A 22,861-nucleotide genomic window follows, 5' to 3' on the forward strand; every position below is an offset into this window, starting at 1 on the left:
CCTTTTAGTGGGATACCACCTGAGCGAGCCTGCTCGCGATGGCGCACTTGAAATCGCCATCGCGAGCAGGCTCGCTCCACAGGTGTTTCACAGTTTCTAAATATTATTCAGTTGCCAGTGCCGGTGCGGTTCTCAGCGCTGAATCTTCGCTTCGTTATCCAGCAGCCGTTCCAGCAACAACACCCCCATCTCGCCCATCTGGTGAATCGCCAGGGCCAGGTTGCGCGGGGCGCCTTCGAGGTCTTCCGATAAATCCAGGATCAGCGTGCTCACCGAGCAGAAGGTTTCGTAGCTGTGGGCAAGCATGCCTTCGGGGTCGGCGTCGGGGGCGACGATGAAGTAGTCCAGTTGTTTGTCGGTTTTCTTGTCGGGTTGGCCGTGGTTGGGCTTGAGGTAGTAGTCCAGGGCTCTTCGTGCCGCTTCGTCGAGCTTTTCGGGATCGAGGGTTTCGTGGGGGGATAGCGGGTCGGTGTGTGGTGGGTTGGGTGTGGCTTTGAACATGGTGATATTCCCTTAAGTGATGCCTTGACCACTCCGCGACTAAACGGAGGGGTGGCGGCTGTACGCAGGTTAGTCGACCGGGGGATCATCACCAAAAACCGGCGCGCCGAAGCGCCCTGCGCACAGCCACCATCAAGAGCAGGGATAGGGAACCTGACTGATGAAAGCGCAATGCATCTTGGTGACATACCCCTGGGCGACTAAACCCGATCGCTGGATATCAGCGATGCGAATCAAGTTACGGGGCAGAACCAAGGCGCACAAGCCGGCGGATTCTGGCGGATCTGTAGTCCGTTGCGCAAGGCGTTGTAGTCACTCGGAGATGTCCCACATCAAAAGCTGCCACTTGTCGGTACTGTCAGGTTTAACAGGTGTTCGAGTCGATAGCCCTGACGTTTACTGCACCTGAGAGTTCTTTTGATGGCGTCGCCAACCGGAACGCCCTTTAGAACGGAGGTGTTAGTCATGGCTAATACTGTGGTGATACGCGCAACCCGCGCAGGCTATGGTTATTGGGCAGACCTTGAAGTGGAGTACAGGTGGACTGGTAACCGATTTTATGTGGATACAAAACGCTACCGGGCAGCCAAAAACGATCGCACATCCGGCGATCTGAAAGTAGGGCTCGTTTCAGGGACTGGAAATACCGGGTGGATGGCGTTAATTAGTAACGGTAATCAAAATGGTGAGTGGCACGCTTTCGTCAGGAACCTGTCTGTGGAGGGAGATGGTCGCTCTGGAACGATACATTTCAATTGGATATACGACAGGCCTAAGGAAGACGATGTCAATATGACGGGGGAAGTAAACGTTTCCGCCTAATCCCATCAGGATTAACGACGAATTCGAAAGAAGCGTAGCCGAAGTGGCGCCACAAGAGATTAGGGATGGACTTGTGACCACCCCAATCCACTGTGGGAGCGAGCCTGCTCGCGATGGCGATTTCAAGTGTGCCTTCGCGAGCAGGCTCGCTCCCACAGGTTCTGCATTAGCTTCTAGATATTATTCAGTCGCCTATGCTTGCGCAGCCTTCAGCGCTGAACCCTCGCTTCGTTATCCAGCATCTTCTCCAGCAACAACACTCCCATCTCGCCCATCTGGTGAATCGCCAGCGCCAGGTTGCGCGGGGCGCCTTCCAGGCCTTCGGATAAATCCAGGATGAGCGTGCTCACCGAGCAGAAGGTTTCGTAGGTATGCGCGAGCATGCCTTCGGGGTCAGCGTTTGGCGCGACGATGAAGTAATCCGGTTGTTTGTAAGGTTTTTTGTCGGGTTGGCCGTGGTTGGGCTTGAGGTAGTAGTCCAGGGCTCTTTGGGCGGCTTCGTCGAGCTTTTCGGAGTCGAGGGTTTCGTGGGGGGATAGCGGGTCGGTGTGGGGCGGGTTAGGTGTAGCTTTGAACATGATTAGGTCTCCTTAATGGGCCACCAACCGGTTCGCGACTAAACGAATGTAGGGTGGCGGCTGGACGCAGGTTAGTCGACCGGCGGAGACACGAAATCCGGCGCGCCCGAGGGCGCCCTGCGTACAGCCACCATCAAGTAAGGGATAGGGAAACCCCACTGGATGACGCCTGTGCACATCGTGTCGAACCGCCGGGCGACTAAACCCGATCACTGGATATCAGCGACGCGAATCAAGTTACGGGGCAGAACCAAGGCGCACAAGCCGGCGGATTCTGGCGGATCTGTAGTCCATTGCGCAAGGCGCTGTAGTCACCCGGACCTTTGCTGGCTCGCTGTAGGACCTAGGCGGTCCCGGCCTTTTTCCAGGCCAGGTATTGGGTCACCAGGTCCGCGCCCAACTCACTGGGGCGCGAGTCCAGGGCCGGGACGCCGTGGGCGGCCAACTGCTTGTGCAGCTCGGCCCGTGCATTCAAATAATCCACCGTCCCGCAGTAGGCCAAGGCCTCGGGCACGGTTTGCACGGGTTCCTGGCGCAAGCGGTCGAGGGCCTCTTCCCGCAGGCTGGCCACCAGCACCCGATGCTGTTGGCCCAGACGTTTCACCGCGGCGAGCAGGTCCGCGTCGTCCTCATCCCGCAGGTTGGTCACCAGCACCACCAGGGCCCGGCGTTTTTGCCGGGCCAGCAGTTGGGTCACGGCCGCCTGGTAATCGGCGGGGCGTTGGCTGCTGTCGAGGTCGTACACGGTGTTGAGCAACACGTTGAGCTGGCCCGTGCCTTTGACCGGGGCGAGGTAGCGGGTTTGCTCGCTGGCGAAAGTGCTCAGACCCACGGCATCGCCCTGGCGCAGTGCGGTGTAGCTGAGCAGCAGGCAGGCGTTGAGGGCGTGGTCGAAGTGCGACAACTCGCCGTCCTGGCTGCGCATGCGCCGGCCGCAATCGAGCATGAAGATGATCTGCTGGTCGCGTTCGTCTTCGTACTCCCGGGCAATCGGCGTGCGATGACGGGCGGTGGCCTTCCAGTCGATCTGGCGCAGGCTGTCGCCCTCGCGAAATTCGCGCAGTTGATGAAATTCCTGCCCCTGGCCGCGCCGTTGCCGCTGGCGAATGCCGAGCTGGCTGAGCCAGTTGTCCACCGCCAATAGCTGGCCTTCGTAGAGCCTGGCGAAATCCGGGTAGACCCGAGTCTCATCGACCACGTCCAGCCGGCGCTTGCCGGTCCACAGGCCCAATGGGCTCGGCAGGTTGGTTTCGCACTGGGCGAAGGTGAAGTGGCCGCGCTTGAGCGGGCGCACGCGGTAGCCGACCTGGCTGTGCTGGCCGGGTTGAAGCTCGACCGACAGCGGCAGGTTTTCGAAGTCCAGGCCCTGGGGGATGTGGTCGAACATTTCGATGCTCAAGGGCTGGGCGAATTCATGCTGGATTTGCAGGTGCACTTCGCTCCAGCGCCCCAGGGCCAGGCTTCCCGGCATCTGCCGTTGCACCCGGGGCGAGGGCAAGCGCCTGAGGCGCGCCGCGTCGAGTATGGCCAGGACCAACAGGGCCAGCAGCAAGCCCCAGTTGATCGACAGCAACGTCGATGGCACCGCGATGCCCAATGCCCGCAGTGCGCCGAGCGCGATACTCACGGCCAGCAACAGGGCGAGCCAGGTCAGTAGCAGGCGTGAGGGTTTCATCGCAACATTCCCTTTGGAGGAAATGCAGAGCGAGCTTTTGTGCAGAGGGGACTCATGTGGGAGCAAAGCTTGCTCGCGAAACAGGCACCTCGATTTCTGCGAGACCGCGTCGCTTCCATCGCGGGCAAGCCTTGCTCCCACATAAATCCCCTTATCATGCTGGTGTTATTCACAACCGCGGCGCCGGCACTTGATCGAGCAGTTGCCCCAGCACCTGGTCCACCGTCAGCCCTTCGATGTCCAGCTCCGGCGCCAGTCGCACCCGATGGCGCAGCACGGCCAGGGCGCAGCCCTTGATGTCATCCGGCACGACGAACTCGCCGCCGCGCAACAACGCCCGTGCCCGGGCGCAACGCACCAGGGCAATCGAGGCACGCGGGCCGGCGCCGAGGGTCAAGCCCGGCCAACTGCGGGTGGTGCGGGCCAGGCGCACGGCGTAGTCGAGCACCTGGTCGTCCATCGGCAGATCGCTGGCGATGCGTTGCAGCGCTTGCACGTCCTTGGCTTGCAACACCGTGCGCAACGGCTGCACGTCGAGCATGTCGGCGCGGGTCGAGCGACTGACCTGGCGCACCATGTCCAGCTCCTGGTCGGCGTCGGGGTAGTCCATGCGCACCTTGAGCATGAAGCGGTCGAGCTCGGCTTCCGGCAGCGGGTAGGTGCCTTCCTGTTCGATGGGGTTCTGGGTGGCGAGGACCATGAACGGCTGGCTGATGGGCAGGGCCCGGCCTTCGAGGGTGACCTGGCGTTCCTGCATGGCTTCGAGCAGCGCGGCCTGGGTCTTGGCCGGTGCGCGGTTGATCTCGTCGGCCAGCAGCAGGTTGGTGAACACCGGGCCTTTGCGCAGCTTGAACTGCTCGGTCTGCAAGTCGTACACCGCATGCCCGGTGACGTCGCTGGGCATCAGGTCGGGGGTGAACTGGATGCGCGCGAACTCGCCGTTGAAACAGCGAGCCAGGGCCCGCACCAGCAAGGTCTTGCCCAACCCGGGAACACCTTCGAGCAGCACGTGCCCGCCGGCGATCAGTGCTGTGAGCACATCGTCGATCACGCTGGCCTGACCGACCACCGCCTTGCCAAGCTCGGTGCGGATGGCCTGGGCCAACTGACTGGCGCGCTGGCGCTGTTGGGCGGCATGGGCCTGGGCGTCGACAGGTTCGTTCTGTTCAGTCATAAGGCATTCCTGAGAGTTTGCAAATGGGCGACCTGGCGGCAGAACTCTGCGCTGGACATACGCTGTTTCGGTCGTGGGCTCAACGCCTGGCTGATGGCTCGGGTGGGTTGCCGGGTCAGGCGGGCGAGGACCTGCCATTGTTCGGCGACGGCCAGTTGTTCGAAGCCTGGATGAAGGTAGCGCGCCCGGCGCAGCAGGTCTTGTTGCAAGGCGTGCAACAAGTGTTGCTGGCCGTTGTGGCGCAGGTGGAAACCGGCGCTGGCCTGCACGTGTTCTTCCAACTGACGTCGCGCCTTGGGGGCCGGTTGTTGCAGTGGGCCATGACGCACCGCCGAACGCCAGAACCACAGGGCAATCAAGGCGAGTAGCGCCACCAGCGCCTGGGGAAAGTAGCGCAGCAGCAGGGTCAGCAGGTTGTCATGGTCGGTGTTGTACAGCAGCGTGACGTCGGTGTCGGCACTCAAATACCAGAGCAACCAGGCGTTGTCGTACTGCTCGATGTTCTCGTTCTTCCACAGCTCGGCGTCGGTAATCACGGTGATCGAGCCCAGGCCGAGGTTCAGTTGCATCATGTGGGTCGACAGCGCGCTGTTGGCCCAGGCCTGGGCCAGGTTATGCGGGTCTTCGAGGTGAAAGTCGGTGTCGAAGCCGACATACGCCGGCGCCTCTTCGTCCTCCAGGTAGAGCTTGGTCAGCTCGGGATAACGGTCCTTGATCAGTTCGGGCGCCGGCTCCTTGAGGTCCTTGCTCAACAGTTGATGCAGGCGCACGCGGTCGAGCAGCAAGTCGCCGCTGCTACCGGTGGTCTCGTCCCACAAGGCTTCGGCAACGAAGAGCAAGCGCCCGCCGGCCCGGGTCCAGTTCATCAACTGTTCGACCTCCCGTGGCGTCATGTGGGTTCGCTCGCCCAGCAATAGCAGGCTGTGCTGGCGAGGCTCCAGGGTGGGCAGTACGTTCAGGTTGTTGGCGTGCTCGACGTTGATACCCTGCTGGCGCAGGAAAAGCTCGGCGGCCAGGTAAGGATTGGCCTGGGCTTGCGGGGAGGGGCCGTGCTCGATGGTTTCCTCGTAGGGGACGGCCTTGGCGTAGAGATAGAAGGCCAATGCGCCCACCAGCGCGGCGAGCACGGCGCCGATCAGCCAGCCTGCGTGCCGACTCATCGGGCCGCTCCCGGACCGAACAGTCCGCGCCAGCCGTCACACAGTTCCTGTTGCAGGTGTGCCGGCGGAGGGCGATGCCCGTAGGCAATGTTCTGCCAATGCAAGGTCAGGTTTTTGCTGAAGCCCAGCAGGTTTTCCTGCTTGAGCTGTTCGACGCGTTGCAGCACCTGGCCTTCGGTGTCGGCCGGTTTCAGGGGGATCTTGAAGTCGTGATGCAATCGGCTGAGCAGCGCCCGGTACAGCAGGCCCAGGGCTTCACGGGGCTCTGTGGCCCACAGTTGTTCGACGCTGGCGGCCACGTCGGCGGGCAGGCTCTCTTCGCGAATATCCAGGCCGAACATGCGCGCAGGTGTTGCTCGTTCCGTTGGCGGGCGCTTCGTCGGTCGGCGATTGGCCAGGGTCTTGAATCTTTCACGGTAACGCCAGGCCAGCCAGGCGATAGCCCCCACCAGGCAAGCCCACAGCACCACCTGGATCAGTGCCGCGGCGATGTCGAAGCGTTGGCTGCCGAGCCATTTGAACAGGGCCTTGAGCCAGCTCGGTTTGGCCTCGTTCTCGGTCTCGGTCTCTGGGGATTCGGCGGTTTCTTCGCCGAAACGATAGCGGGTGACGGTCTCGGGGTTCTTGAACGGCGGGGCGTCAAGGATCGCCTTGATGCCGTCCCGGGAGGCTGCGCTGGTGAGGGGCTGGTTGAGCAGTCGTGGGCTGTCGGGGCCGCTGCTGTCCTCGGCGGCAAACGCCGGGGGCGCCAGCGGCAGTAGCATGAGCGCCAGCAGCATCAACACCGTGGCCACGCCGTTCAGGCGCTGACGCAGGCGCCGGAACACCAGCTCGATGTCCCACGCTTCGAGGATCGTGCGTCGGTTCAGGTAGAGGCTGAAGCCGCAGGCGACATACACCGGCTCCCACAGGATCAGCAGCAGCGGGTAGAGGAAGTTGACCAGGTGTTCGAACCACAACCAGTCCCGCTCCGCCGCCGACACCAACATCTCCCAATCCCATTGCAGTTCGACTTGTTGCGGCACGAACAGATAGAACAAGGCCATCAGGCCGAACCACAAGGCGGTTTCCAGATGCGCGCCGATGATGGTCAACCATTGCGCCGCGCCGCGGTTGCGTTGCAGCAATACCCGCAAGCGCTGCGTCCGCGCTTCGCCGGAAAGCCCCTCGAGTTGCACCACCGGCATCAGGAAGCTGCGGCTCAGGCTCAGCCTGCGCCAGGTCAGGCTGGCCAGCAACTGGGGCTTGAGCAGCGCCGGCCACTGGAGCAAGGCCTGCCTCAAGGTGGGGGTTTCGCCGAACAGCGCCTTGGACAGGATGTACAGCGGCAGACGCTCAAAGGCCGGCTTCAACCACCAGAACAGCATCACCACCAGCGACGGTGAATCCCACAGCAGCAGGGATAACAACAGGTACACCGGCAGCGTGATGATCGCCCAACTGGTCATCAGCAGACGTCGATGCTGCTGGCTCATCAGCACGCCCAGGTCCATGGCTTCCCAGGTGGTGCGGGGGCGGATAACGACGGTGGCGTCACTCAGGCGCATGGCGCACCCGTCCGGCAAACGACAGATAACTGATCACCAACAGCCACAACAAGGCGCCCACCGTATATTTGGTGGCGGGCGTCACGGCGCTGGAAGACCAGTAGGCCTCGATGAACGCGGCAATCAGCAGGAACAGCATCACGCCGCCGATCATCAGCACGCTTTTGCCCGCGGCGAGCCGCAAGGCCTCGCCCCGGGTCAGGCGCCCCGGCGCGATCAAGGCCCAGCCCAATTGCAGGCCCGCGGCCCCGGCCAGGGCGATGGCGGTGAGTTCGAAGGCGCCGTGGCCGATCACGAACGACCAGAACGTTCCCCCGGAGCCGATCTGGGTCAGGTGCCCGGCCACCGCGCCGATGGTCAGCCCATTGAAAAACAGGAAGAACGCGCTGCCCAGCCCAAACATCAAGCCACTGGCAAAGGTCTGAAAGGCAATGCCGATGTTGTGCATGATGTAGTAGCCGAACATGACCCAGTCCTCGCTGGCGGCCCGTTCGACCGAGCGACCCAGGTGCCCGGAGGCCGGGTCATACATGCTGCGGATCTGGCTGATTTCGTCGGCGCCGAGCACGCTGTAGACCAGTTCCGGGAACAGATAGACCAGTAGCCCGATGCCGACCAGGCTGCCCAGGAACATCAGGCTGGCAGCCAGCACGAATCGCCATTGTTCACGCACCAGGCGGGGGAAACCAACCAGGATAAAGGCCGAGAGGCTGGCCGATGGCCGGCTGCGGTCCCGGTAGAGTTGCTGGTGACCGCGCAGCGCCAGTTGTTGCAACGTGTCGACCAGCAAGCTGCTGTAGCCCCGGGCCTGGGCCAGTGCCAAGTGATGGCAAAGCCGTCGGTAGGTGGCAGGGAAGTCGCTGCTCTGGGGCACGCTGCGGCTGCGCTCCAGTTGGTCAAGTTGCCGGGACAGCTGCGCCCATTCCCCTTGGTAACGGCTTTCGAACAGGCTTTGTTTCATGTTGGCCCCAACAAGCCGCGGGCGACGCCATTGAGTTCGGCGACGGCGTGCGGCACCTGGACGTTCAGTGGCGCGGCCAGGATGGCCGCCAGCTCGTTGACCCGCGCCTGGGACAGTTCTGCCTGGCGTTCGGCGAAGCCCAGCACCGCGCGTTGTTCCTGCAGGCTCAGGGTGAAAGGCGTTCGTATCGGGGCCGCCATTGGCAATGCGGGGCGTTTGACCGGCTGCTCGCGATACACCACCAGCGTGCCGGCCGCGAGGTCGCCCAGGCGCTTGAATGCCGGGTGTTGCAGGCAACTGATGGCGCCGAAGGTGTAGCCGAAGGGCAGCATGTCGACGAAACGCAGGAGGTTGCGGATCAACGACGCCGACCAACCGATGGGCCGACCGTCGTCCTGTACCACGCGCAGGCCCATGATCTGTTTGCCGGGAGAGCGCCCCTGGTTGAGCACCTCGAACAGCACCATGTACCACCAACTGACGACAAACAGCAGGATCGATCCCAGGCCGATCCCCAGCTCGCCGAAAAACGCCAGCACCAGGAAGAAAAGCCCCAGGACCAACCCGCGTATGCCCAGGTCGATGGCGAAGGCGATTGCACGCGGCATCAATCCCGCCGGGCGCAGCGGCAGGTCGATGCCTTCGGGCGTTTCAACCTGATAGCGCGTGTCCAGGGGCGCGGGCAGCGTCGCGTTCCTTTGCAGTGCTGGTGTCTCGAGCATGGGCAACCTGTGATGGGCCAGACCGAATGTTCAATCTCGGCCCAGATGCTAGCAGTCTTCGTGCGGGCAAACGATACAACTGTGTATGTCATTTCATGGTTAGCAACGGAATTGAGAGGGCGAACACTGTCTGTTCCTGACCTACCGCCATCGCGAGCAGGCTCGCTCCCATAGGGGGGCGGTGGGCAGTGCATTCGAGGGCGCCATAGATCAACTGTGGGAGCGAGCCTGCTCGCGATGACGGCGTTACATTCAACATCAATACAAGCTGACCCACCGCCATTGCGAGCAGGCTCGCTCCCACAAGGGGGGGGGCCGCGCATTGGCATTCAAAAGTTACAGGACTGCTGGTCGCCGGCGGGTTCGAACGCCTAGACTTCGCCAGTCTTCAGTTCAGGAACAGCCCGTGACTTCCATTTTCTGGTACGACTACGAAACCACCGGCATCAACCCGCGTTGTGACCGGCCCTTGCAGGTGGCGGGTATCCGAACCGATTTCGAGCTCAATGAAATCGACGAGCCGGTGAACCTGTATTGCCGGCCTAGCGATGACATCCTGCCCCATCCGGCAGCCTGTGCGATTACCGGTATCACCCCGGCATGCCTGGTCGAGAAAGGCTTGAGCGAAGCCGATTTCATGACCCGTGTCCACGGACAACTGGCAGCGCCCGGCACCTGTGGCGCCGGCTACAACACCCTGCGCTTCGACGATGAAATGACCCGCTACAGCCTCTATCGGAATTTCTTCGACCCGTACGCGCGGGAATGGCAGGGCGGCAACAGTCGTTGGGACCTGATCGATGTGGTGCGCGCCGCTTATGCGCTGCGCCCCGATGGCATTGTCTGGCCGCAAGAGGATGGTCGCGTGACCCTCAAGCTCGAGCGCCTGACCGCCGCCAATGGCATCGATCATGGCCAGGCCCACGACGCATTGTCGGACGTGCGCGCGACCATCGCCCTGGCGCGCCTGATCCGGCAGAAGCAGCCCAGGCTCTACGATTGGTTGTTCCAGTTGCGCAGTAAACAGAAGGTGATGGACCAGATCCGCCTGTTGCAGCCCATGGTGCATATTTCCGGTCGCTTCTCGGCGGCGCGCAACTACATCGGTGTGGTCTTGCCGTTGGCCTGGCATCCGAAAAACCGCAACGCCCTGATTGTCTGTGACCTGCACCTGGACCCCCAGGGCCTGCTGGACCTCGATGCCGAAAGCCTGCGCCAGCGCTTGTATACCCGCCGGGAAGCATTGCTCGAAGGAGAGTTGCCGGTGCCGCTCAAGCTTATCCATATCAACAAGTGTCCGGTGATCGCGCCGTTGTCGGTGCTGCGTGCCGAGGACCAGCAGCGATTGGAACTGGACATGGAGGGCTATCAGCAGCGGGCATTGCGGCTAACTGACGCACAGAAAGTTTGGCAGGATAAACTTCAGGCTATTTATGCTCGCGAGGATTTCAGCGCCAGCGAGGATCCCGAGCAACAGTTATACGCAGGCTTCTTGGGCGATCGTGATCGGCGTTTATGTGAACAAGTGCGCATGGCTGATCCGGCGCAATTGGCTCAAGAACGCTGGCCGTTCGATGATGAGCGTTTGCCGGAACTATTGTTCCGATATCGCGCACGCAACTTTCCGGACACGTTGAATCCTGAAGAGCAGGGGCGTTGGAGACTTTTCTGCCAACAACGTCTGTCATCCCCGGAATGGGGCGCGCCTAATACCTTGGAAAGTTTTGATGAAGCGATGGCAGAGTGGATGACGCTGTCTACACCAATGCAGCGAGAAGTACTCGCGGAGTGGCAGGGCTATAGCCAGCAATTGCGCAAACGTTTAAGCCTTGAGCCGCGATGAAATAAAAAGATGGCAGGCATAAAAAAAGCCAGCAATCGCTGGCGTTTTTTGTTCGCAAAGAATGGTGCGAAGCGCTAAGGCTTAGCCCAGCAGGGTTGCCCAGCCTTCAACCACGTCACCGCCCCACTTGGCTTTCCACTCTTTCAGAGTCTTGTGGTTGCCACCTTTGGTTTCGATGACTTCACCGTTGTGCGGGTTCTTGTATTGCTTAACTTTGCGAGCGCGTTTGGTGCCGGTAGTTTTGACGGCACCACGTGGTGCTTTGCTCGACTTGGCTTCTGGATCCAGCAGGGCAATGATGTCGCGCAGCGACTTGGAGTATTCGCCCATCAGAGTGCGCAGTTTGCCTTCGAATTCAAGCTCGGTTTGCAGTTTGTCGTCTTGGGACAGATTTTTCAGGCGAGCTTGCAGTTCTTTGATGGCTTCTTCTGTGGCGCGGTATTCATTGATCAAGGACATGTGGACTACCTTATGTAGGACGCGGGTGACAAGGAGACAGTGCGGCAATAGTAATCAGACAGTTTCATCAAGTAAACATTTAACCGGTGTTTTATTTAATTAATTAGTGCTGTGCCACAAAAATGCCTGTTGCAGTTAAATACCGCGACAGATGCCTTCACATCTGTTCACACATATAGCCTGCTTGCCCCGACCGCGCAGGTCGTGGCCCGGGGGCGTCGCTGAGAAGGTGGCGTGTCATCGATACTGCAGTTTTGCCGCGCAATGGCTAGAATGGCCGCCTTTGCGAAGTTCTGGAGTTTCCCTAATGCGCACTTTTCGTCTGGTGATTGCTTGCCCGGACCGCGTCGGTATCGTTGCTAAAGTCAGTAACTTTCTGGCGTCCCATAACGGCTGGATCACCGAAGCGAGCCATCACTCGGACAATCAAAGTGGTTGGTTTTTCATGCGTCACGAGATTCGTGCCGACTCGCTGCCCTTCGGTATCGAAGCCTTTCGTGAGGCGTTCGCCCCCATTGCCGAAGAGTTCTCGATGGACTGGCGTATCACCGACACCGCGCAGAAAAAACGCGTGGTGTTGATGGCCAGCCGTGAGTCTCACTGCCTGGCCGACCTGCTGCACCGCTGGCACAGCGATGAGCTCGATTGCGACATCGCCTGTGTGATTTCCAACCATGACGACTTGCGCAGCATGGTGGAATGGCACGGTATCCCGTACTACCACGTACCGGTCAACCCGCAGGACAAGCAGCCGGCGTTTGCCGAGGTTTCGCGGCTGGTCAAGCAGCACGATGCCGAGGTGGTGGTGCTGGCGCGCTACATGCAAATCCTGCCGCCAGCCTTATGCAGCGAATATGCCCATAAGGTGATTAACATCCACCACAGCTTCCTGCCGTCATTCGTCGGTGCCAAGCCGTACCACCAGGCGTCGATGCGCGGTGTGAAGCTGATTGGCGCCACCTGCCACTACGTGACCGAAGAGCTGGATGCCGGCCCGATCATCGAGCAGGATGTAGTGCGCGTCAGCCACAGCGACAGCATCGAAGACATGGTGCGTTTCGGCCGTGACGTAGAGAAGATGGTGTTGGCCCGTGGCCTGCGTTATCACCTGGAAGACCGGGTGCTGGTGCACGGCAACAAGACCGTGGTCTTCTGACTACACTGCAAAGGGCCTGGACGAGCGATCGCCAGGCCTTTTTACTGAAGAACAACGATGTCCGTGGCAGGGAGCTTGCTCCTGCTGGGCTGCGAAGCAGACCAAAAAATTCAACACCGTGCATCGGGAAAGTAGAGTAGGCAGGTTTTACGACTGCTGCGCAGCCGAGCGGGAGCAAGCTCCCTCGCCACGGTGATTTTCATGCCACCTCAAGGGAGGAACGCGCCATGACCGATCCATTGGACAAAGCCACTTCCAACGCGCCGGCGACCTTGGGCGAGGGCTGCCTCAGCCGCTACGACCCCGACGCGTTGAGCCCGGAGGACGGCACTGAGTTTCCCGATGCCGCGCAATTGTGGGAGCAGTTGCATCCCCAGGACGATTCTGAACAGAAACCTTGATCTGTCAGGCTTGCCTGAGCCGAATCAGTTTCTTGATCAACGGCCGCCCGACCATCAGGAAGAACACCGGCCCACCGGCCACCAGATAAAAGTAATAGGTCACCGCCCGCCAGATCAGAATCGCCGCCGCCGCGGTGGATTTGCCCACCATGGGCGCCAGCAGCGCCGCCGAGGTCAACTCCGCCGCTCCGGCACCGCCCGGCAACAGGCTGAACTGCCCCGCGCTCAAGGACAGCATCTGGATCAGGAAACACCAGGCCCATTGCAAATCCGCCCCCAGCCCCCTCAATGCCAGGTACAACACGCTGTAGCGCAACGCCCAGTGCAGGCAGGTCAGGCCGAAGACCTGGAACAGTGTCTGTCGTGGCAACTTCAAGGTGTCGGTGAACGCCGCCAGAAAGCTCAGGATCTTGCGTGCCCAGCGTCGGCGGGTGAGGGGCTTCACACGCAAGTGACGCAGCAATCGAGCGCCCAGCAGAATCAGCTTGCGGTGATAACGGGCCACCAGTACGCAGCCGAACAGCCCGCCGAACAATGAAATCGCGCTCAACACCAGCATCCATTCCATGCGCTGGCTGAGGTTCTGGAACAGCGCGTAAAACAGAATGCCCACCAGGGCGCAGAGGAAGAACAGCAAGTCGCTCAACTGATCCATGGCAAACACCGCGCTGCCATGGGCCGGGCGCACGCCGTTGCGCGCCAGCAGGGCCATCAGCGTCAGCGGGCCGCCACTGCCTCCGGGCGTCGCGCACATGGCGAACTCGGTGGACATCACCACGCCGACGCTTTTCAGTCCGCTGATGCGACCACGATGTTCGCCTAGCAACAGGCGCAAGCGCACGGAGTTCAAGCCCCAGCACAGCACGATCATGCCGAGCATGGCCAGCAGCAGCGACAAGGGAAAACGCTGCACCCGCGACCACATTTCCCCGCCGCCCACCAGCAGCGGAACCAGCAGCGGAACCAGCAGCGCCGTGAGCAGCGCGGCGCCCAGCCAGATCAGCCGTTTCATGCGGCGCTGCGGGCCCGCAGCCCCTGGGTCGCCAGCCAGTCGAGCTTGGTCATCGGCACGCGGCCGTCGTTGAGCAGGCGTTCGAGGGTGCGCAGCCAATAGTCCCGGGAAAACGTGTGGCGCATGTCCACCGGGTGCAGGCCCAGGCGAATTACCGGTGCCTGGCGCCAGCGTTGTTCACGCTGGTCGCTGATGACTTTCGACAGGCCACGGCGCCAGGCGCTGCGAGCACTCCAGACCAGCCCCGGCGCGTCGATGGCGGTGAAATCGGGCAAGCGATAAAGGTGTTGGGTGTCGCTGGTGTAGCTCAGCGGTAACTGACGCAAGGCCTGGCGCGTACCTTCGCTCATCAGCCAGGCCGGGGCGACGAAACCTTCCAGCGGCCAGTGGTAGCGCTCGAAGGTTTGGATACCGGCGCGCAGGCGGGCGAGGGCCTGCGCCTCGGACAGATGGTAGAACTCCCCCTCATGGGTATAGACCCGGCGCATGAACCAGTCCTTGGGATGAAGGGCGACAGGGCCGTCGTCGCAATGGTAGTAGCCATGCAACACCAGTTCGTCGCCGCGCTCGACCCGGCTGTCGAGCAGGCGCCGAAAGCCGGGGTGAGCCTCCAGGTCATTGGTGCGGTGAAAGTCCGGCACTACCAGCCAGGTCATTGGCACTTGGCCGAGGGCATCAACGGCCTCGACGAAGGGCTGGTAGTCGGGCCAGGTTTGCGGTGCTACGTCGTGCAGCACCAATAGCACGCTGGGCGGTTGATTCATCGACACGGACCTCGCCTCAACCATTGGCCAGCAGCGGCATCTGTTCGCCGAGCACGGCGTAGTAATGCCCCAGCAAGCTGTTGACCACGGAGTCCCAGGCGTAACGGCGCTCCACATGCTGACGCGCCAGAACCCCACGGCGTTGGCAACCTTCGGAGAAAAGCTGCCGCACGGCGTTGGCCATGGCCTGCGGGTTGTTGGGCGTGCACAGCAGCCCGCAGTCTTCATGGACGATTTCGGTGAAGGCCCCGGCCGCCACCGCCACCACGGGAATACCGCTGGCCATGGCTTCGAGGATCACCAGGCCGAAGGTCTCCTGGTCGCCAGCGTGCAACAGGGCGTCGGCGCTGGCCATGAGCCGGGCGACTTGCGGCGCCGGGCAGAACTCATCGATTACCGTGACGTTGTCCGGCACCACGGCGGGCATCGACGAGCCCACCAACAACAGGTGGTAGCGTTCGCCCAGGCGCTTCATGCACTTGAGCAGCACCGGCAGGTTTTTTTCCTTGGAGCCACGACCGGCGAAAATCAGCAGGCGCGTGTCTTCGGCGATACCCAGCTCAGCCCGCAGCTCCGGGTCGCGGGCGGCCGGGTTGAAGGTCTGCAGGTCGACGCCCAGCGGTTGCACGTAGACGTTCTTGACCCCCAACCCGGTCAGTTTGTCGGCCATGACCTGGCTGGGTGCCAGGACCCGGTCGAAATTGCCGTACAACTTGCTGACATAGGCTTCGATGTTGGGGGTGAACCAGTTGCCCATGCGATTGCTCACCAACAGTGGCAGGTCGGAGTGATAAAAGCCGATAACGGGCACGTCGAGCTGGCGCCGTGCGTCCAGGGCCGCCCATGCGGTGAGGTAGGGGTCGCCGACTTCAATCAGATCCGGTTGCAGATCATGCAGGACATTGCGCCAGGGGGCCAGGCGAAGTGGGAAACGATAGCCCTTGCCGAAAGGCAGGGCGGGGGCCGGAACCTTGTAGATCCCATCGTGCTCGCTCAAATGCGCGCCGGGGATCAGCAGGCTGTGGCGAATCCCGGGCCGATCGCCCAGGCGTCGGTGCTTGGCATCCAGATAAGTGCGCACGCCTCCGCTGGCGGGGGCGTAGAACATGGTGATGTCCGCTATGTGCACGATGAACGTCCCTCCGGTCTGTGTTCTCCTGTGTTGACCTTTAGTAAGAATAGATGTTCGGTTGGGGTTGTGGTGACGTAGTGGCTATGCCAATGAATATGTGGCGAGGGAGCAAGCTCCCTCGCCACATGAGTGCGGTCAAATGCGGTTTTTATTTCCAGTGCCAGGGCCTTGATGCGCCAGGCATGCTTTTATATAAGCGTGCAAAATGGCGTCATATCGCAAACACCACGGGTGACCATATGCCTGACTCATCGCAACTCATTATTGGCGCCGACCTCAGTGGCCAGCCCATCGCCCAGGCCATGCGCCTGGCGAACCGTCATGGTCTGGTGGCGGGTGCCACCGGTACCGGCAAGACCGTCACCTTGCAGCGCCTGGCCGAAATGTTCAGCGATGCCGGCGTGGCGGTGTTCGCCGCGGATATCAAAGGTGACCTGTGTGGCCTCGGCGCTGCCGGCAATCCCCAGGGCAAAATCGCCGAGCGCATCGCCGGCATGCCTTGGCTCAATCACCAACCCCAGGCTTATCCGGTGACCTTGTGGGATATCCACGGCCAGTCCGGTCATCCGCTGCGAACCACCCTGAGTGAAATGGGCCCGTTGTTGATCGGTAGCCTGCTGGAACTGACGGACAGCCAGCAGTCGGCACTCTACGCGGCGTTCAAGGTGGCCGACCGCGAAGGCCTGTTGCTGCTCGACCTCAAGGACCTCAAGGCGCTGCTCAATCACCTCAAGGACAACCCCGAGTTGCTGGGGGACGACGCGGCCCTGATGACCACCGGCTCCAGCCAGGCCTTGTTGCGACGCTTGTCCACCCTGGAACAGCAGGGCGCGGACGCGTTGTTCGGCGAGCCAGCCCTGCAATTGGAAGACATCCTGCAACCGGCCAGCGATGGCCGCGGTCGCATCCACTTGCTGGACGCCAGCCGCCTGGTCCATGAAGCGCCGAAGGTCTACGCGACGTTCCTGCTGTGGCTGCTGGCCGAGCTGTTCGAGCAGTTGCCCGAGCGCGGTGATGCGGACAAGCCGCTGTTGGCGCTGTTCTTCGATGAAGCGCACTTGCTGTTTGCCGGCACCCCCAAGGCGTTGCAGGAACGTTTGGAGCAAGTGGTACGGCTGATCCGTTCCAAAGGCGTTGGGGTGTATTTCGTGACCCAGTCACCGGGGGATCTACCAGACGACGTGTTGGCGCAGTTGGGGTTGCGCATCCAGCATGGCCTGCGGGCCTTTACCGCCAAGGAACAGAAGTCGTTGCGGGCGGTGGCGGACGGTTTCCGGCCGAATCCGCAATTCGATGCCCTGGCGGTGCTCACTGAGCTGGGCATCGGTGAAGCCCTGGTGGGCACCTTGCAGGAAAAAGGTACGCCGGAAATGGTCCAGCGTGTGTTGGTGGCTCCACCGCAGTCGCGCATCGGGCCGCTGAGCGAGGCCGAACGCGCCGGGCTGATCGCCAGCTCGCCGTTGCAAGGGCGTTATGACAAACCTATTGATCGCGAATCGGCCTATGAAGTGCTGATGGGGCGCAAGGGGCTGGAGCCGCAGGCCGAAGTGGCCCCGGGCAAGCCGACGGCCGAAGAGCCGAGCTTCACGGAAAAGGCCGGGGAGTTTCTCGGTACGGCGGCCGGCCAGGCGCTTAAATCGGCGATGCGCCAGGCGGCCAATCAACTGGGCCGGCAGTTGGTGCGCGGATTGATGGGGTCGTTACTGGGGGGCAGCAAGCGCCGGTAGTCAAGACCGAGTCGCCCCCTTCGCGAGCAAGCCCGCTCCCACAGGGGATTTGTGTCAGACACAAAATTTGTGTCCGCCGCAGATCCCTTGTGGGAGCGGGCTTGCTCGCGAAGGCGTCGGCACAGGCAACATCTTCATCCGCTGGCCCACCGCTTTCGCGAGCAGGCTCGCTCCCACAAGGGATCTGTGTGGTACACAAATTTAGTGTTCACTGAAGAACCACTGTGGGAGCGAGCCTGCTCGCGATAGCGATTGAACAGGCGACGAAAATCTCAGCCCTTGGGCCGCGCATGGGCCGCCAATCGCTCCAGCGCCGCTCGCAGGTTGGGGTCGGTGATGCCGTCCGCCGTGGCCTGAATGGTCGCGGCGGCATCGGTGGACAAATCCAGCGTATGCCCCTTGGCGCCGACCTGGACGGTGGGCGGCTGGACCTTGAACAGGATTCGCGTCAGGTTGGCGAACTCTTCGAATGCCTGCAATTGGCGCAGCAGGCGTTTTTGCTGGTAGCGCAGGCGGGTGGCCCAGTGGCCGTCGGTGACGATCAGCAGCAGGCTGCCTTCGCGCCAGGACGCCACGTGGCAATGCTCGCGGGCGGCCGGCTGCAACTGGCTGTCCAGCAGGCGCTGCAAGTGACCCAGGCGTCTGGCGTGGCCAAAGATGGCTTTCAGCGGCTTGGCTTCGCGCAGCAGAACGGCGGGCGCCTTGGCTGGAAGAGGGCGAAAGGCCATGAATGAATACCGCAAGTGACAGAGGCGCCATGGTAGCAGAAAGCGCCGGATGCGCCTCGACCCTCTCGCCCTGCGGCTTTTGGCTGCACAATCAATGAGTAACTTCTGCGCTTTGTGGGTTGAAGTTCGTGCAAAAGCCCTTATTTTAGGGAGGCCCCGTCACAGCGCTGTGCCAGCATCGTGGAATAACGCCACTTTCCTCTCCATCGTTTCCGGGTAGAATGCTCGTTCGCATGCGGCCATGAGGGCTGCACGGGCGACTCACGGGGCCGCCCTCCATCCCTTTAGTGTGGAAGATCCTGCCGATATGTTTGCGCCTTTGTTAAAGAAACTTTTTGGAAGCAAGAACGAGCGTGAAATCAAGCGCATGCTCAAGACGGTACAGACTGTCAATGCCTTCGAAGAGCAAATGGTGGCCCTTTCGGACGATCAGTTACGCGCCAAGACTGCCGAATTCAAGGACCGCATCGCCAAGGGGGAAACCCTTGACCAGATCCTGCCCGAAGCCTTTGCGGTTGCCCGTGAAGCCGGCAAGCGGATCATGGGCATGCGCCACTTCGACGTTCAGTTGATTGGTGGCATGACCTTGCACGAAGGCAAGATCGCCGAAATGCGTACCGGTGAGGGCAAGACCCTCGTGGCGACCCTGGGCGTGTACCTCAATGCACTGTCCGGCAAGGGCGTGCACGTGGTGACGGTCAACGACTACCTGGCCCGCCGCGACGCCAACTGGATGCGCCCGCTCTACGAATTCCTCGGCCTGACCGTCGGCGTCGTCACGCCGTTCCAGCCGCCGGAAGAGAAGCGCGCCGCCTACGCTGCCGACATTACCTACGGCACCAACAACGAATTCGGTTTCGACTACCTGCGCGACAACATGGCGTTCAGCATGGAAGAAAAATTCCAGCGTGAACTCAACTTTGCCGTGATCGACGAAGTCGACTCCATCCTCATCGACGAAGCCCGCACCCCGCTGATCATTTCCGGTCAGGCCGAGGACAGCTCCAAGCTGTACATCGAGATCAACAAGCTGATCCCGCAGCTCAAGTTGCACGTCGAGGAAGTCGAAGGCGAAGTGACCCAGCCGGGGCACTACACCATCGACGAGAAGACCCGCCAGGTCGAGCTCAACGAGGCCGGTCACCAGTTCATCGAGGAAATGCTCACCCGCGTCGGCTTGCTGGCCGAAGGCGAGAGCCTCTACTCGGCCCATAACCTGGGCCTGCTGACCCACGTCTACGCTGGCCTGCGCGCCCACAAGCTGTTCCATCGCAACGTCGAATACATCGTCCAGGACGGCCAGGTCGTGCTGGTGGACGAACACACCGGCCGTACCATGCCGGGTCGTCGCTTGTCCGAAGGCCTGCACCAGGCCATCGAAGCCAAGGAAAACCTGAACATCCAGGCCGAGAGCCAGACCCTGGCTTCCACCACCTTCCAGAACTACTTCCGCCTGTACAACAAGCTGTCCGGCATGACCGGTACCGCTGACACCGAAGCGTTCGAATTCCACCAGATCTACGGCCTGCAAGTGGTGGTGATTCCACCGAACAAGCCGCTGGCTCGTAAAGACTACAACGACCTGGTGTTCCTGACCGCCGAAGAGAAGTACGCGGCGATCATCAACGACATCAAGGAAGGCATGGCCCAGGGCCGGCCGATCCTGGTGGGTACCGCCACCATCGAGACCTCCGAGCACATGTCCGCCTTGCTCAACAAGGAAGGCATCGAGCACAAGGTCCTCAACGCCAAGTTCCACGAGAAGGAAGCCGAGATCATCGCCCAGGCCGGTCGCCCGGGTGCGCTGACCATCGCCACCAACATGGCCGGTCGTGGTACCGATATCCTGCTGGGCGGCAACTGGGAAGTGGAAGTCGCCAGCCTGGAAAACCCGACCCCCGAGCAGATCGCGCAGATCAAGGCCGATTGGCAGAAGCGTCACCAGCAGGTACTGGAGTCCGGTGGCTTGCAGGTGATCGCTTCCGAGCGTCACGAATCGCGGCGTATCGACAACCAGCTGCGTGGCCGTGCCGGTCGCCAGGGTGACGCCGGTTCGAGCCGCTTCTACCTGTCCCTGGAAGACAGCCTGATGCGCATCTTCGCCTCTGACCGGGTGAAGAACTTCATGAAGGCCCTGGGCATGCAGCCAGGCGAGGCGATCGAGCACCGCATGGTGACCAACGCCATCGAGAAGGCCCAGCGCAAGGTCGAGGGCCGCAACTTCGATATCCGCAAGCAATTGCTCGAGTTCGACGACGTCAACAACGAACAGCGTAAAGTGATCTATCACATGCGTAACAGTTTGTTGGCCGCCGACAACATTGGCGAAACCATCGCCGATTTCCGCCAGGACGTGCTCAACGCCACCGTCAGCGCCCACATCCCGCCGCAGTCACTGCCGGAACAGTGGGACGTCGCCGGCCTGGAAGCCGCCTTGCAGAGCGATTTCGGCGTGGCATTGCCGATCCAGCAGTGGCTCGACGAAGACGATCATCTGTACGAAGAAACCCTGCGCGAGAAGCTGCTGGCCGAGCTGATCGCCGCGTACAACGAGAAAGAAGACCAGGCCGGCGAAGAAGCGCTGCGCTCCTTCGAGAAGCAGATTGTATTGCGCGTACTGGACGACTTGTGGAAAGACCACCTGTCGACCATGGACCACCTGCGTCATGGTATCCATTTGCGCGGTTATGCCCAGAAGAACCCGAAGCAGGAGTACAAGCGCGAGTCCTACACGCTGTTCTCCGAATTGCTCGATTCGATCAAGCGCGATTCGATCCGCGTGCTGTCCCACGTTCAGGTTCGCCGCGAAGACCCGGCCGAAGAAGAAGCTCGCCTGCGCCAGGAAGCCGAAGCCCTGGCTGCGCGCATGCAGTTCGAACACGCCGAAGCCCCGGGCCTGGAAGTGGTCGCCGAAGAGGGGGTCGATGTCGATGTCGCCCTGGCCACCGCGCCGGTGCGCAACGAGCAGAAGCTGGGCCGTAACGAACTGTGCTACTGCGGTTCGGGCAAGAAATACAAGCATTGCCACGGGCAGATCCAATAAACCCGTTTCAACGCTGAACCACCCGCGCCGCGACCGGCTTCCAGCCGTCGCGGCGTTTTGCCATTTGATTCGCCGTTTCGATGAGGACGGCGTCGATATACATCTAATTTAGGAGCGCATTCATGGCTGTTGGTCTTGGTCCGTTGCCAACGTTGCACCCGGTTGCCGGTTTTGAACTCGGTATCGCTTCGGCGGGCATCAAGCGCCCCGGGCGCAAGGACGTCGTGGTCATGCGTTGCGCCGAAGGTTCGACGGTCGCTGGGGTGTTCACCCTCAACGCCTTTTGCGCAGCTCCAGTCATCCTGGCCAAGCAACGCGTGCAGGGGCCGGTGCGTTACTTGCTGACCAACACCGGTAACGCCAACGCCGGCACCGGCGCGCCAGGCCTGGCCGCCGCCGAGCGCACCTGCGCCAAGCTGGCGGAGCTGACCGGCGTCGATGCCAGCCAGGTGCTGCCGTATTCCACCGGCGTGATCGGCGAACCGCTGCCGGTCGAGAAGATCGAGGGCGCGCTGCAGGCGGCGCTCGATGACCTGTCGGAAAACAACTGGGCCGCGGCCGCCACTGGCATCATGACCACCGACACTCTGCCCAAGGGCGCGAGCCGTCAGTTCCAGCACGACGGCGTGACCGTCACCGTCACCGGCATCAGCAAAGGCGCCGGCATGATCCGCCCGAACATGGCGACCATGCTCGGCTACATCGCCACCGACGCCAAGGTTTCCCGGCAGGTGCTGCAAGACCTGATGCTCGACGGCGCCAACAAGTCGTTCAACCGCATCACCATCGACGGCGACACCTCCACCAACGACTGCTGCATGCTGATCGCCACCGGCAAGGCCAACCTGCCGGAGATCACCGAGGCCAGTGGGCCGCTGTTCGCCGCCCTGAAGCAGGCAGTGTTCGAAGTGTGCATGGAAGTGGCCCAGGCCATCGTGCGTGACGGCGAAGGCGCGACCAAGTTCGTGACCGTGCAGGTCAATGGTGGTGGCAATCACCAGGAATGCCTGGATGTCGGCTACACCGTGGCCCACTCGCCGCTGATCAAGACCGCGCTGTTCGCCTCTGACCCGAACTGGGGCCGGATCCTCGCCGCCGTTGGCCGTGCCGGCGTGCCGGAGCTGGACGTGAGCAAGATCGACGTGTTCCTCGGTGAAGTCTGTATCGCCAGCCAGGGTGCTCGCGCTGCGACCTATACCGAAGCCCAGGGGGCGGCGGTGATGCAACAGGAAGAGATCACCATCCGTATCGAGCTGGGGCGTGGTGCTTGCAGCGAAACGATCTGGACTACCGACCTGTCCCACGAGTATGTGAAGATCAACGCTGAGTACCGGACTTAATACGCTCGGGTCTGAGTCGCTCCTATCGCGAGCAGGCTCGCTCCCACAGGGGAATTGTTGGGTGACATAGAAAGTGTTCACACCACCAATCTACCTGTGGGAGCGAGCCTGCTCGC

General features: G+C 61.7%; 20 protein-coding genes. 7 read left to right on the forward strand and 13 right to left on the reverse strand.

The window, feature by feature from the left end:
* Positions 1-132: 132 nt before the first annotated feature.
* Positions 133-501: a DUF6124 family protein gene (locus tag GN234_RS24655; RefSeq protein WP_134925592.1), complete on the reverse strand. Its 369-nt coding sequence runs from the start codon at positions 499-501 to the stop codon at positions 133-135.
* Between the two features lie 465 nt (positions 502-966).
* On the opposite strand from GN234_RS24655, the gene GN234_RS24660 reads away from it, so the two are divergent.
* The gene (locus GN234_RS24660; RefSeq protein ID WP_176689206.1) at positions 967-1,323 is read left to right on the forward strand and encodes a hypothetical protein; all 357 of its coding nucleotides are present in this window, start codon (positions 967-969) and stop codon (positions 1,321-1,323) included.
* Positions 1,324-1,532: 209 nt separating this feature from the next.
* Here the strand turns inward: GN234_RS24660 and GN234_RS24665 are convergent, their stop codons facing one another.
* From GN234_RS24665 to GN234_RS24695, 7 genes are all read right to left on the reverse strand, one after another.
* On the reverse strand, positions 1,533-1,901 hold the full coding sequence (locus GN234_RS24665) for a DUF6124 family protein (RefSeq protein ID WP_109753781.1): 369 nt from the start codon (positions 1,899-1,901) through the stop codon (positions 1,533-1,535).
* 343 nt (positions 1,902-2,244) lie between these two features.
* Complete coding sequence (locus GN234_RS24670; protein ID WP_109753782.1) at positions 2,245-3,576, reverse strand: DUF58 domain-containing protein; 1,332 nt, start codon at positions 3,574-3,576, stop codon at positions 2,245-2,247.
* 169 nt (positions 3,577-3,745) lie between these two features.
* A complete protein-coding gene (locus GN234_RS24675) occupies positions 3,746-4,750 on the reverse strand; it encodes an AAA family ATPase (RefSeq protein ID WP_109753783.1) in 1,005 nt (334 codons plus the stop codon).
* Positions 4,747-5,910, reverse strand: a complete 1,164-nt coding sequence (locus tag GN234_RS24680) for a DUF4350 domain-containing protein (RefSeq protein WP_109753784.1) — start codon at positions 5,908-5,910, stop codon at positions 4,747-4,749. The genes GN234_RS24675 and GN234_RS24680 overlap by 4 nt, the downstream gene beginning before the upstream one ends.
* Positions 5,907-7,457, reverse strand: a complete 1,551-nt coding sequence (locus GN234_RS24685) for a DUF4129 domain-containing protein (RefSeq protein WP_176689207.1) — start codon at positions 7,455-7,457, stop codon at positions 5,907-5,909. The genes GN234_RS24680 and GN234_RS24685 overlap by 4 nt, the downstream gene beginning before the upstream one ends.
* The gene (locus GN234_RS24690) at positions 7,444-8,418 is read right to left on the reverse strand and encodes a stage II sporulation protein M (protein WP_109753786.1); all 975 of its coding nucleotides are present in this window, start codon (positions 8,416-8,418) and stop codon (positions 7,444-7,446) included. The genes GN234_RS24685 and GN234_RS24690 overlap by 14 nt, the downstream gene beginning before the upstream one ends.
* Complete coding sequence (locus GN234_RS24695) at positions 8,415-9,140, reverse strand: RDD family protein (protein ID WP_109753787.1); 726 nt, start codon at positions 9,138-9,140, stop codon at positions 8,415-8,417. Before GN234_RS24695 ends, GN234_RS24690 begins: the two co-directional genes overlap by 4 nt.
* Before the next feature lie 406 nt (positions 9,141-9,546).
* Between GN234_RS24695 and sbcB the strand changes: the two genes are divergently transcribed.
* Positions 9,547-10,983 carry an exodeoxyribonuclease I gene (gene sbcB, locus GN234_RS24700; RefSeq protein WP_176689208.1) on the forward strand — a complete coding sequence of 479 codons (1,437 nt, stop codon included), beginning with the start codon at positions 9,547-9,549 and terminating at the stop codon, positions 10,981-10,983.
* A gap of 81 nt (positions 10,984-11,064) precedes the next feature.
* Here the strand turns inward: sbcB and mvaT are convergent, their stop codons facing one another.
* Complete coding sequence (gene mvaT, locus GN234_RS24705; RefSeq protein ID WP_003205091.1) at positions 11,065-11,442, reverse strand: histone-like nucleoid-structuring protein MvaT; 378 nt, start codon at positions 11,440-11,442, stop codon at positions 11,065-11,067.
* Positions 11,443-11,749: 307 nt separating this feature from the next.
* Here mvaT and purU point away from each other — a divergent pair, with 307 nt between their 5' ends.
* Together purU and GN234_RS24715 are read left to right on the forward strand one after the other, a co-directional pair.
* Positions 11,750-12,598, forward strand: coding sequence for a formyltetrahydrofolate deformylase (gene purU / locus GN234_RS24710; RefSeq protein WP_003178545.1), 849 nt, complete (start codon positions 11,750-11,752; stop codon positions 12,596-12,598).
* A 227-nt stretch (positions 12,599-12,825) separates the two neighbouring features.
* Positions 12,826-12,999: a hypothetical protein gene (locus GN234_RS24715; RefSeq protein ID WP_176689209.1), complete on the forward strand. Its 174-nt coding sequence runs from the start codon at positions 12,826-12,828 to the stop codon at positions 12,997-12,999.
* A 4-nt stretch (positions 13,000-13,003) separates the two neighbouring features.
* On the opposite strand, the gene GN234_RS24720 is transcribed toward GN234_RS24715, so the two are convergent.
* From GN234_RS24720 to GN234_RS24730, 3 genes are read right to left on the reverse strand one after another with little or no spacing between them, the layout of a single operon-like run.
* On the reverse strand, positions 13,004-14,011 hold the full coding sequence (locus tag GN234_RS24720; protein ID WP_176689210.1) for a lysylphosphatidylglycerol synthase transmembrane domain-containing protein: 1,008 nt from the start codon (positions 14,009-14,011) through the stop codon (positions 13,004-13,006).
* Positions 14,008-14,775: a DUF2334 domain-containing protein gene (locus GN234_RS24725; protein WP_109753791.1), complete on the reverse strand. Its 768-nt coding sequence runs from the start codon at positions 14,773-14,775 to the stop codon at positions 14,008-14,010. The genes GN234_RS24720 and GN234_RS24725 overlap by 4 nt, the downstream gene beginning before the upstream one ends.
* Positions 14,776-14,791: 16 nt before the next feature.
* Positions 14,792-15,883 carry a glycosyltransferase family 4 protein gene (locus GN234_RS24730; RefSeq protein WP_176689211.1) on the reverse strand — a complete coding sequence of 364 codons (1,092 nt, stop codon included), beginning with the start codon at positions 15,881-15,883 and terminating at the stop codon, positions 14,792-14,794.
* Positions 15,884-16,146: 263 nt separating this feature from the next.
* Here GN234_RS24730 and GN234_RS24735 point away from each other — a divergent pair, with 263 nt between their 5' ends.
* Positions 16,147-17,634, forward strand: coding sequence for a helicase HerA-like domain-containing protein (locus GN234_RS24735; RefSeq protein ID WP_116833334.1), 1,488 nt, complete (start codon positions 16,147-16,149; stop codon positions 17,632-17,634).
* Positions 17,635-17,906: 272 nt separating this feature from the next.
* Here GN234_RS24735 and GN234_RS24740 read toward each other — a convergent pair whose 3' ends face one another.
* The gene (locus GN234_RS24740) at positions 17,907-18,362 is read right to left on the reverse strand and encodes a DUF721 domain-containing protein (protein ID WP_064107032.1); all 456 of its coding nucleotides are present in this window, start codon (positions 18,360-18,362) and stop codon (positions 17,907-17,909) included.
* Between the two features lie 307 nt (positions 18,363-18,669).
* Here GN234_RS24740 and secA point away from each other — a divergent pair, with 307 nt between their 5' ends.
* Together secA and argJ are read left to right on the forward strand one after the other, a co-directional pair.
* Positions 18,670-21,405 (forward strand): preprotein translocase subunit SecA, encoded by a 2,736-nt coding sequence (secA, locus tag GN234_RS24745; protein ID WP_109753794.1) that lies wholly within the window; start codon positions 18,670-18,672, stop codon positions 21,403-21,405.
* 122 nt (positions 21,406-21,527) lie between these two features.
* Complete coding sequence (argJ, locus tag GN234_RS24750; RefSeq protein WP_109753795.1) at positions 21,528-22,745, forward strand: bifunctional glutamate N-acetyltransferase/amino-acid acetyltransferase ArgJ; 1,218 nt, start codon at positions 21,528-21,530, stop codon at positions 22,743-22,745.
* Positions 22,746-22,861 lie beyond the last annotated feature (116 nt).

It is taken from the genome of Pseudomonas bijieensis (assembly GCF_013347965.1).
GTDB lineage: Bacteria > Pseudomonadota > Gammaproteobacteria > Pseudomonadales > Pseudomonadaceae > Aquipseudomonas > Aquipseudomonas bijieensis.

What these genes read in the sequence shown, in the direction of transcription:
- GN234_RS24685 (WP_176689207.1), bottom strand. Translation starts at nt 7,457, where the DNA reads ATGCGCCTGAGTGACGCCACCGTCGTTATCCGCCCCCGCACCACCTGG.
- GN234_RS24695 (WP_109753787.1), bottom strand. Translation starts at nt 9,140, where the DNA reads ATGCTCGAGACACCAGCACTGCAAAGGAACGCGACGCTGCCCGCGCCC.
- GN234_RS24735 (WP_116833334.1), top strand. Translation starts at nt 16,147, where the DNA reads ATGCCTGACTCATCGCAACTCATTATTGGCGCCGACCTCAGTGGCCAG.
- purU (WP_003178545.1), top strand. Translation starts at nt 11,750, where the DNA reads ATGCGCACTTTTCGTCTGGTGATTGCTTGCCCGGACCGCGTCGGTATC.
- GN234_RS24670 (WP_109753782.1), bottom strand. Translation starts at nt 3,576, where the DNA reads ATGAAACCCTCACGCCTGCTACTGACCTGGCTCGCCCTGTTGCTGGCC.
- GN234_RS24680 (WP_109753784.1), bottom strand. Translation starts at nt 5,910, where the DNA reads ATGAGTCGGCACGCAGGCTGGCTGATCGGCGCCGTGCTCGCCGCGCTG.
- GN234_RS24655 (WP_134925592.1), bottom strand. Translation starts at nt 501, where the DNA reads ATGTTCAAAGCCACACCCAACCCACCACACACCGACCCGCTATCCCCC.
- argJ (WP_109753795.1), top strand. Translation starts at nt 21,528, where the DNA reads ATGGCTGTTGGTCTTGGTCCGTTGCCAACGTTGCACCCGGTTGCCGGT.
- GN234_RS24740 (WP_064107032.1), bottom strand. Translation starts at nt 18,362, where the DNA reads ATGGCCTTTCGCCCTCTTCCAGCCAAGGCGCCCGCCGTTCTGCTGCGC.
- GN234_RS24690 (WP_109753786.1), bottom strand. Translation starts at nt 8,418, where the DNA reads ATGAAACAAAGCCTGTTCGAAAGCCGTTACCAAGGGGAATGGGCGCAG.
- GN234_RS24720 (WP_176689210.1), bottom strand. Translation starts at nt 14,011, where the DNA reads ATGAAACGGCTGATCTGGCTGGGCGCCGCGCTGCTCACGGCGCTGCTG.
- GN234_RS24660 (WP_176689206.1), top strand. Translation starts at nt 967, where the DNA reads ATGGCTAATACTGTGGTGATACGCGCAACCCGCGCAGGCTATGGTTAT.
- GN234_RS24730 (WP_176689211.1), bottom strand. Translation starts at nt 15,883, where the DNA reads ATGTTCTACGCCCCCGCCAGCGGAGGCGTGCGCACTTATCTGGATGCC.
- secA (WP_109753794.1), top strand. Translation starts at nt 18,670, where the DNA reads ATGTTTGCGCCTTTGTTAAAGAAACTTTTTGGAAGCAAGAACGAGCGT.
- mvaT (WP_003205091.1), bottom strand. Translation starts at nt 11,442, where the DNA reads ATGTCCTTGATCAATGAATACCGCGCCACAGAAGAAGCCATCAAAGAA.
- GN234_RS24675 (WP_109753783.1), bottom strand. Translation starts at nt 4,750, where the DNA reads ATGACTGAACAGAACGAACCTGTCGACGCCCAGGCCCATGCCGCCCAA.
- GN234_RS24715 (WP_176689209.1), top strand. Translation starts at nt 12,826, where the DNA reads ATGACCGATCCATTGGACAAAGCCACTTCCAACGCGCCGGCGACCTTG.
- GN234_RS24725 (WP_109753791.1), bottom strand. Translation starts at nt 14,775, where the DNA reads ATGAATCAACCGCCCAGCGTGCTATTGGTGCTGCACGACGTAGCACCG.
- GN234_RS24665 (WP_109753781.1), bottom strand. Translation starts at nt 1,901, where the DNA reads ATGTTCAAAGCTACACCTAACCCGCCCCACACCGACCCGCTATCCCCC.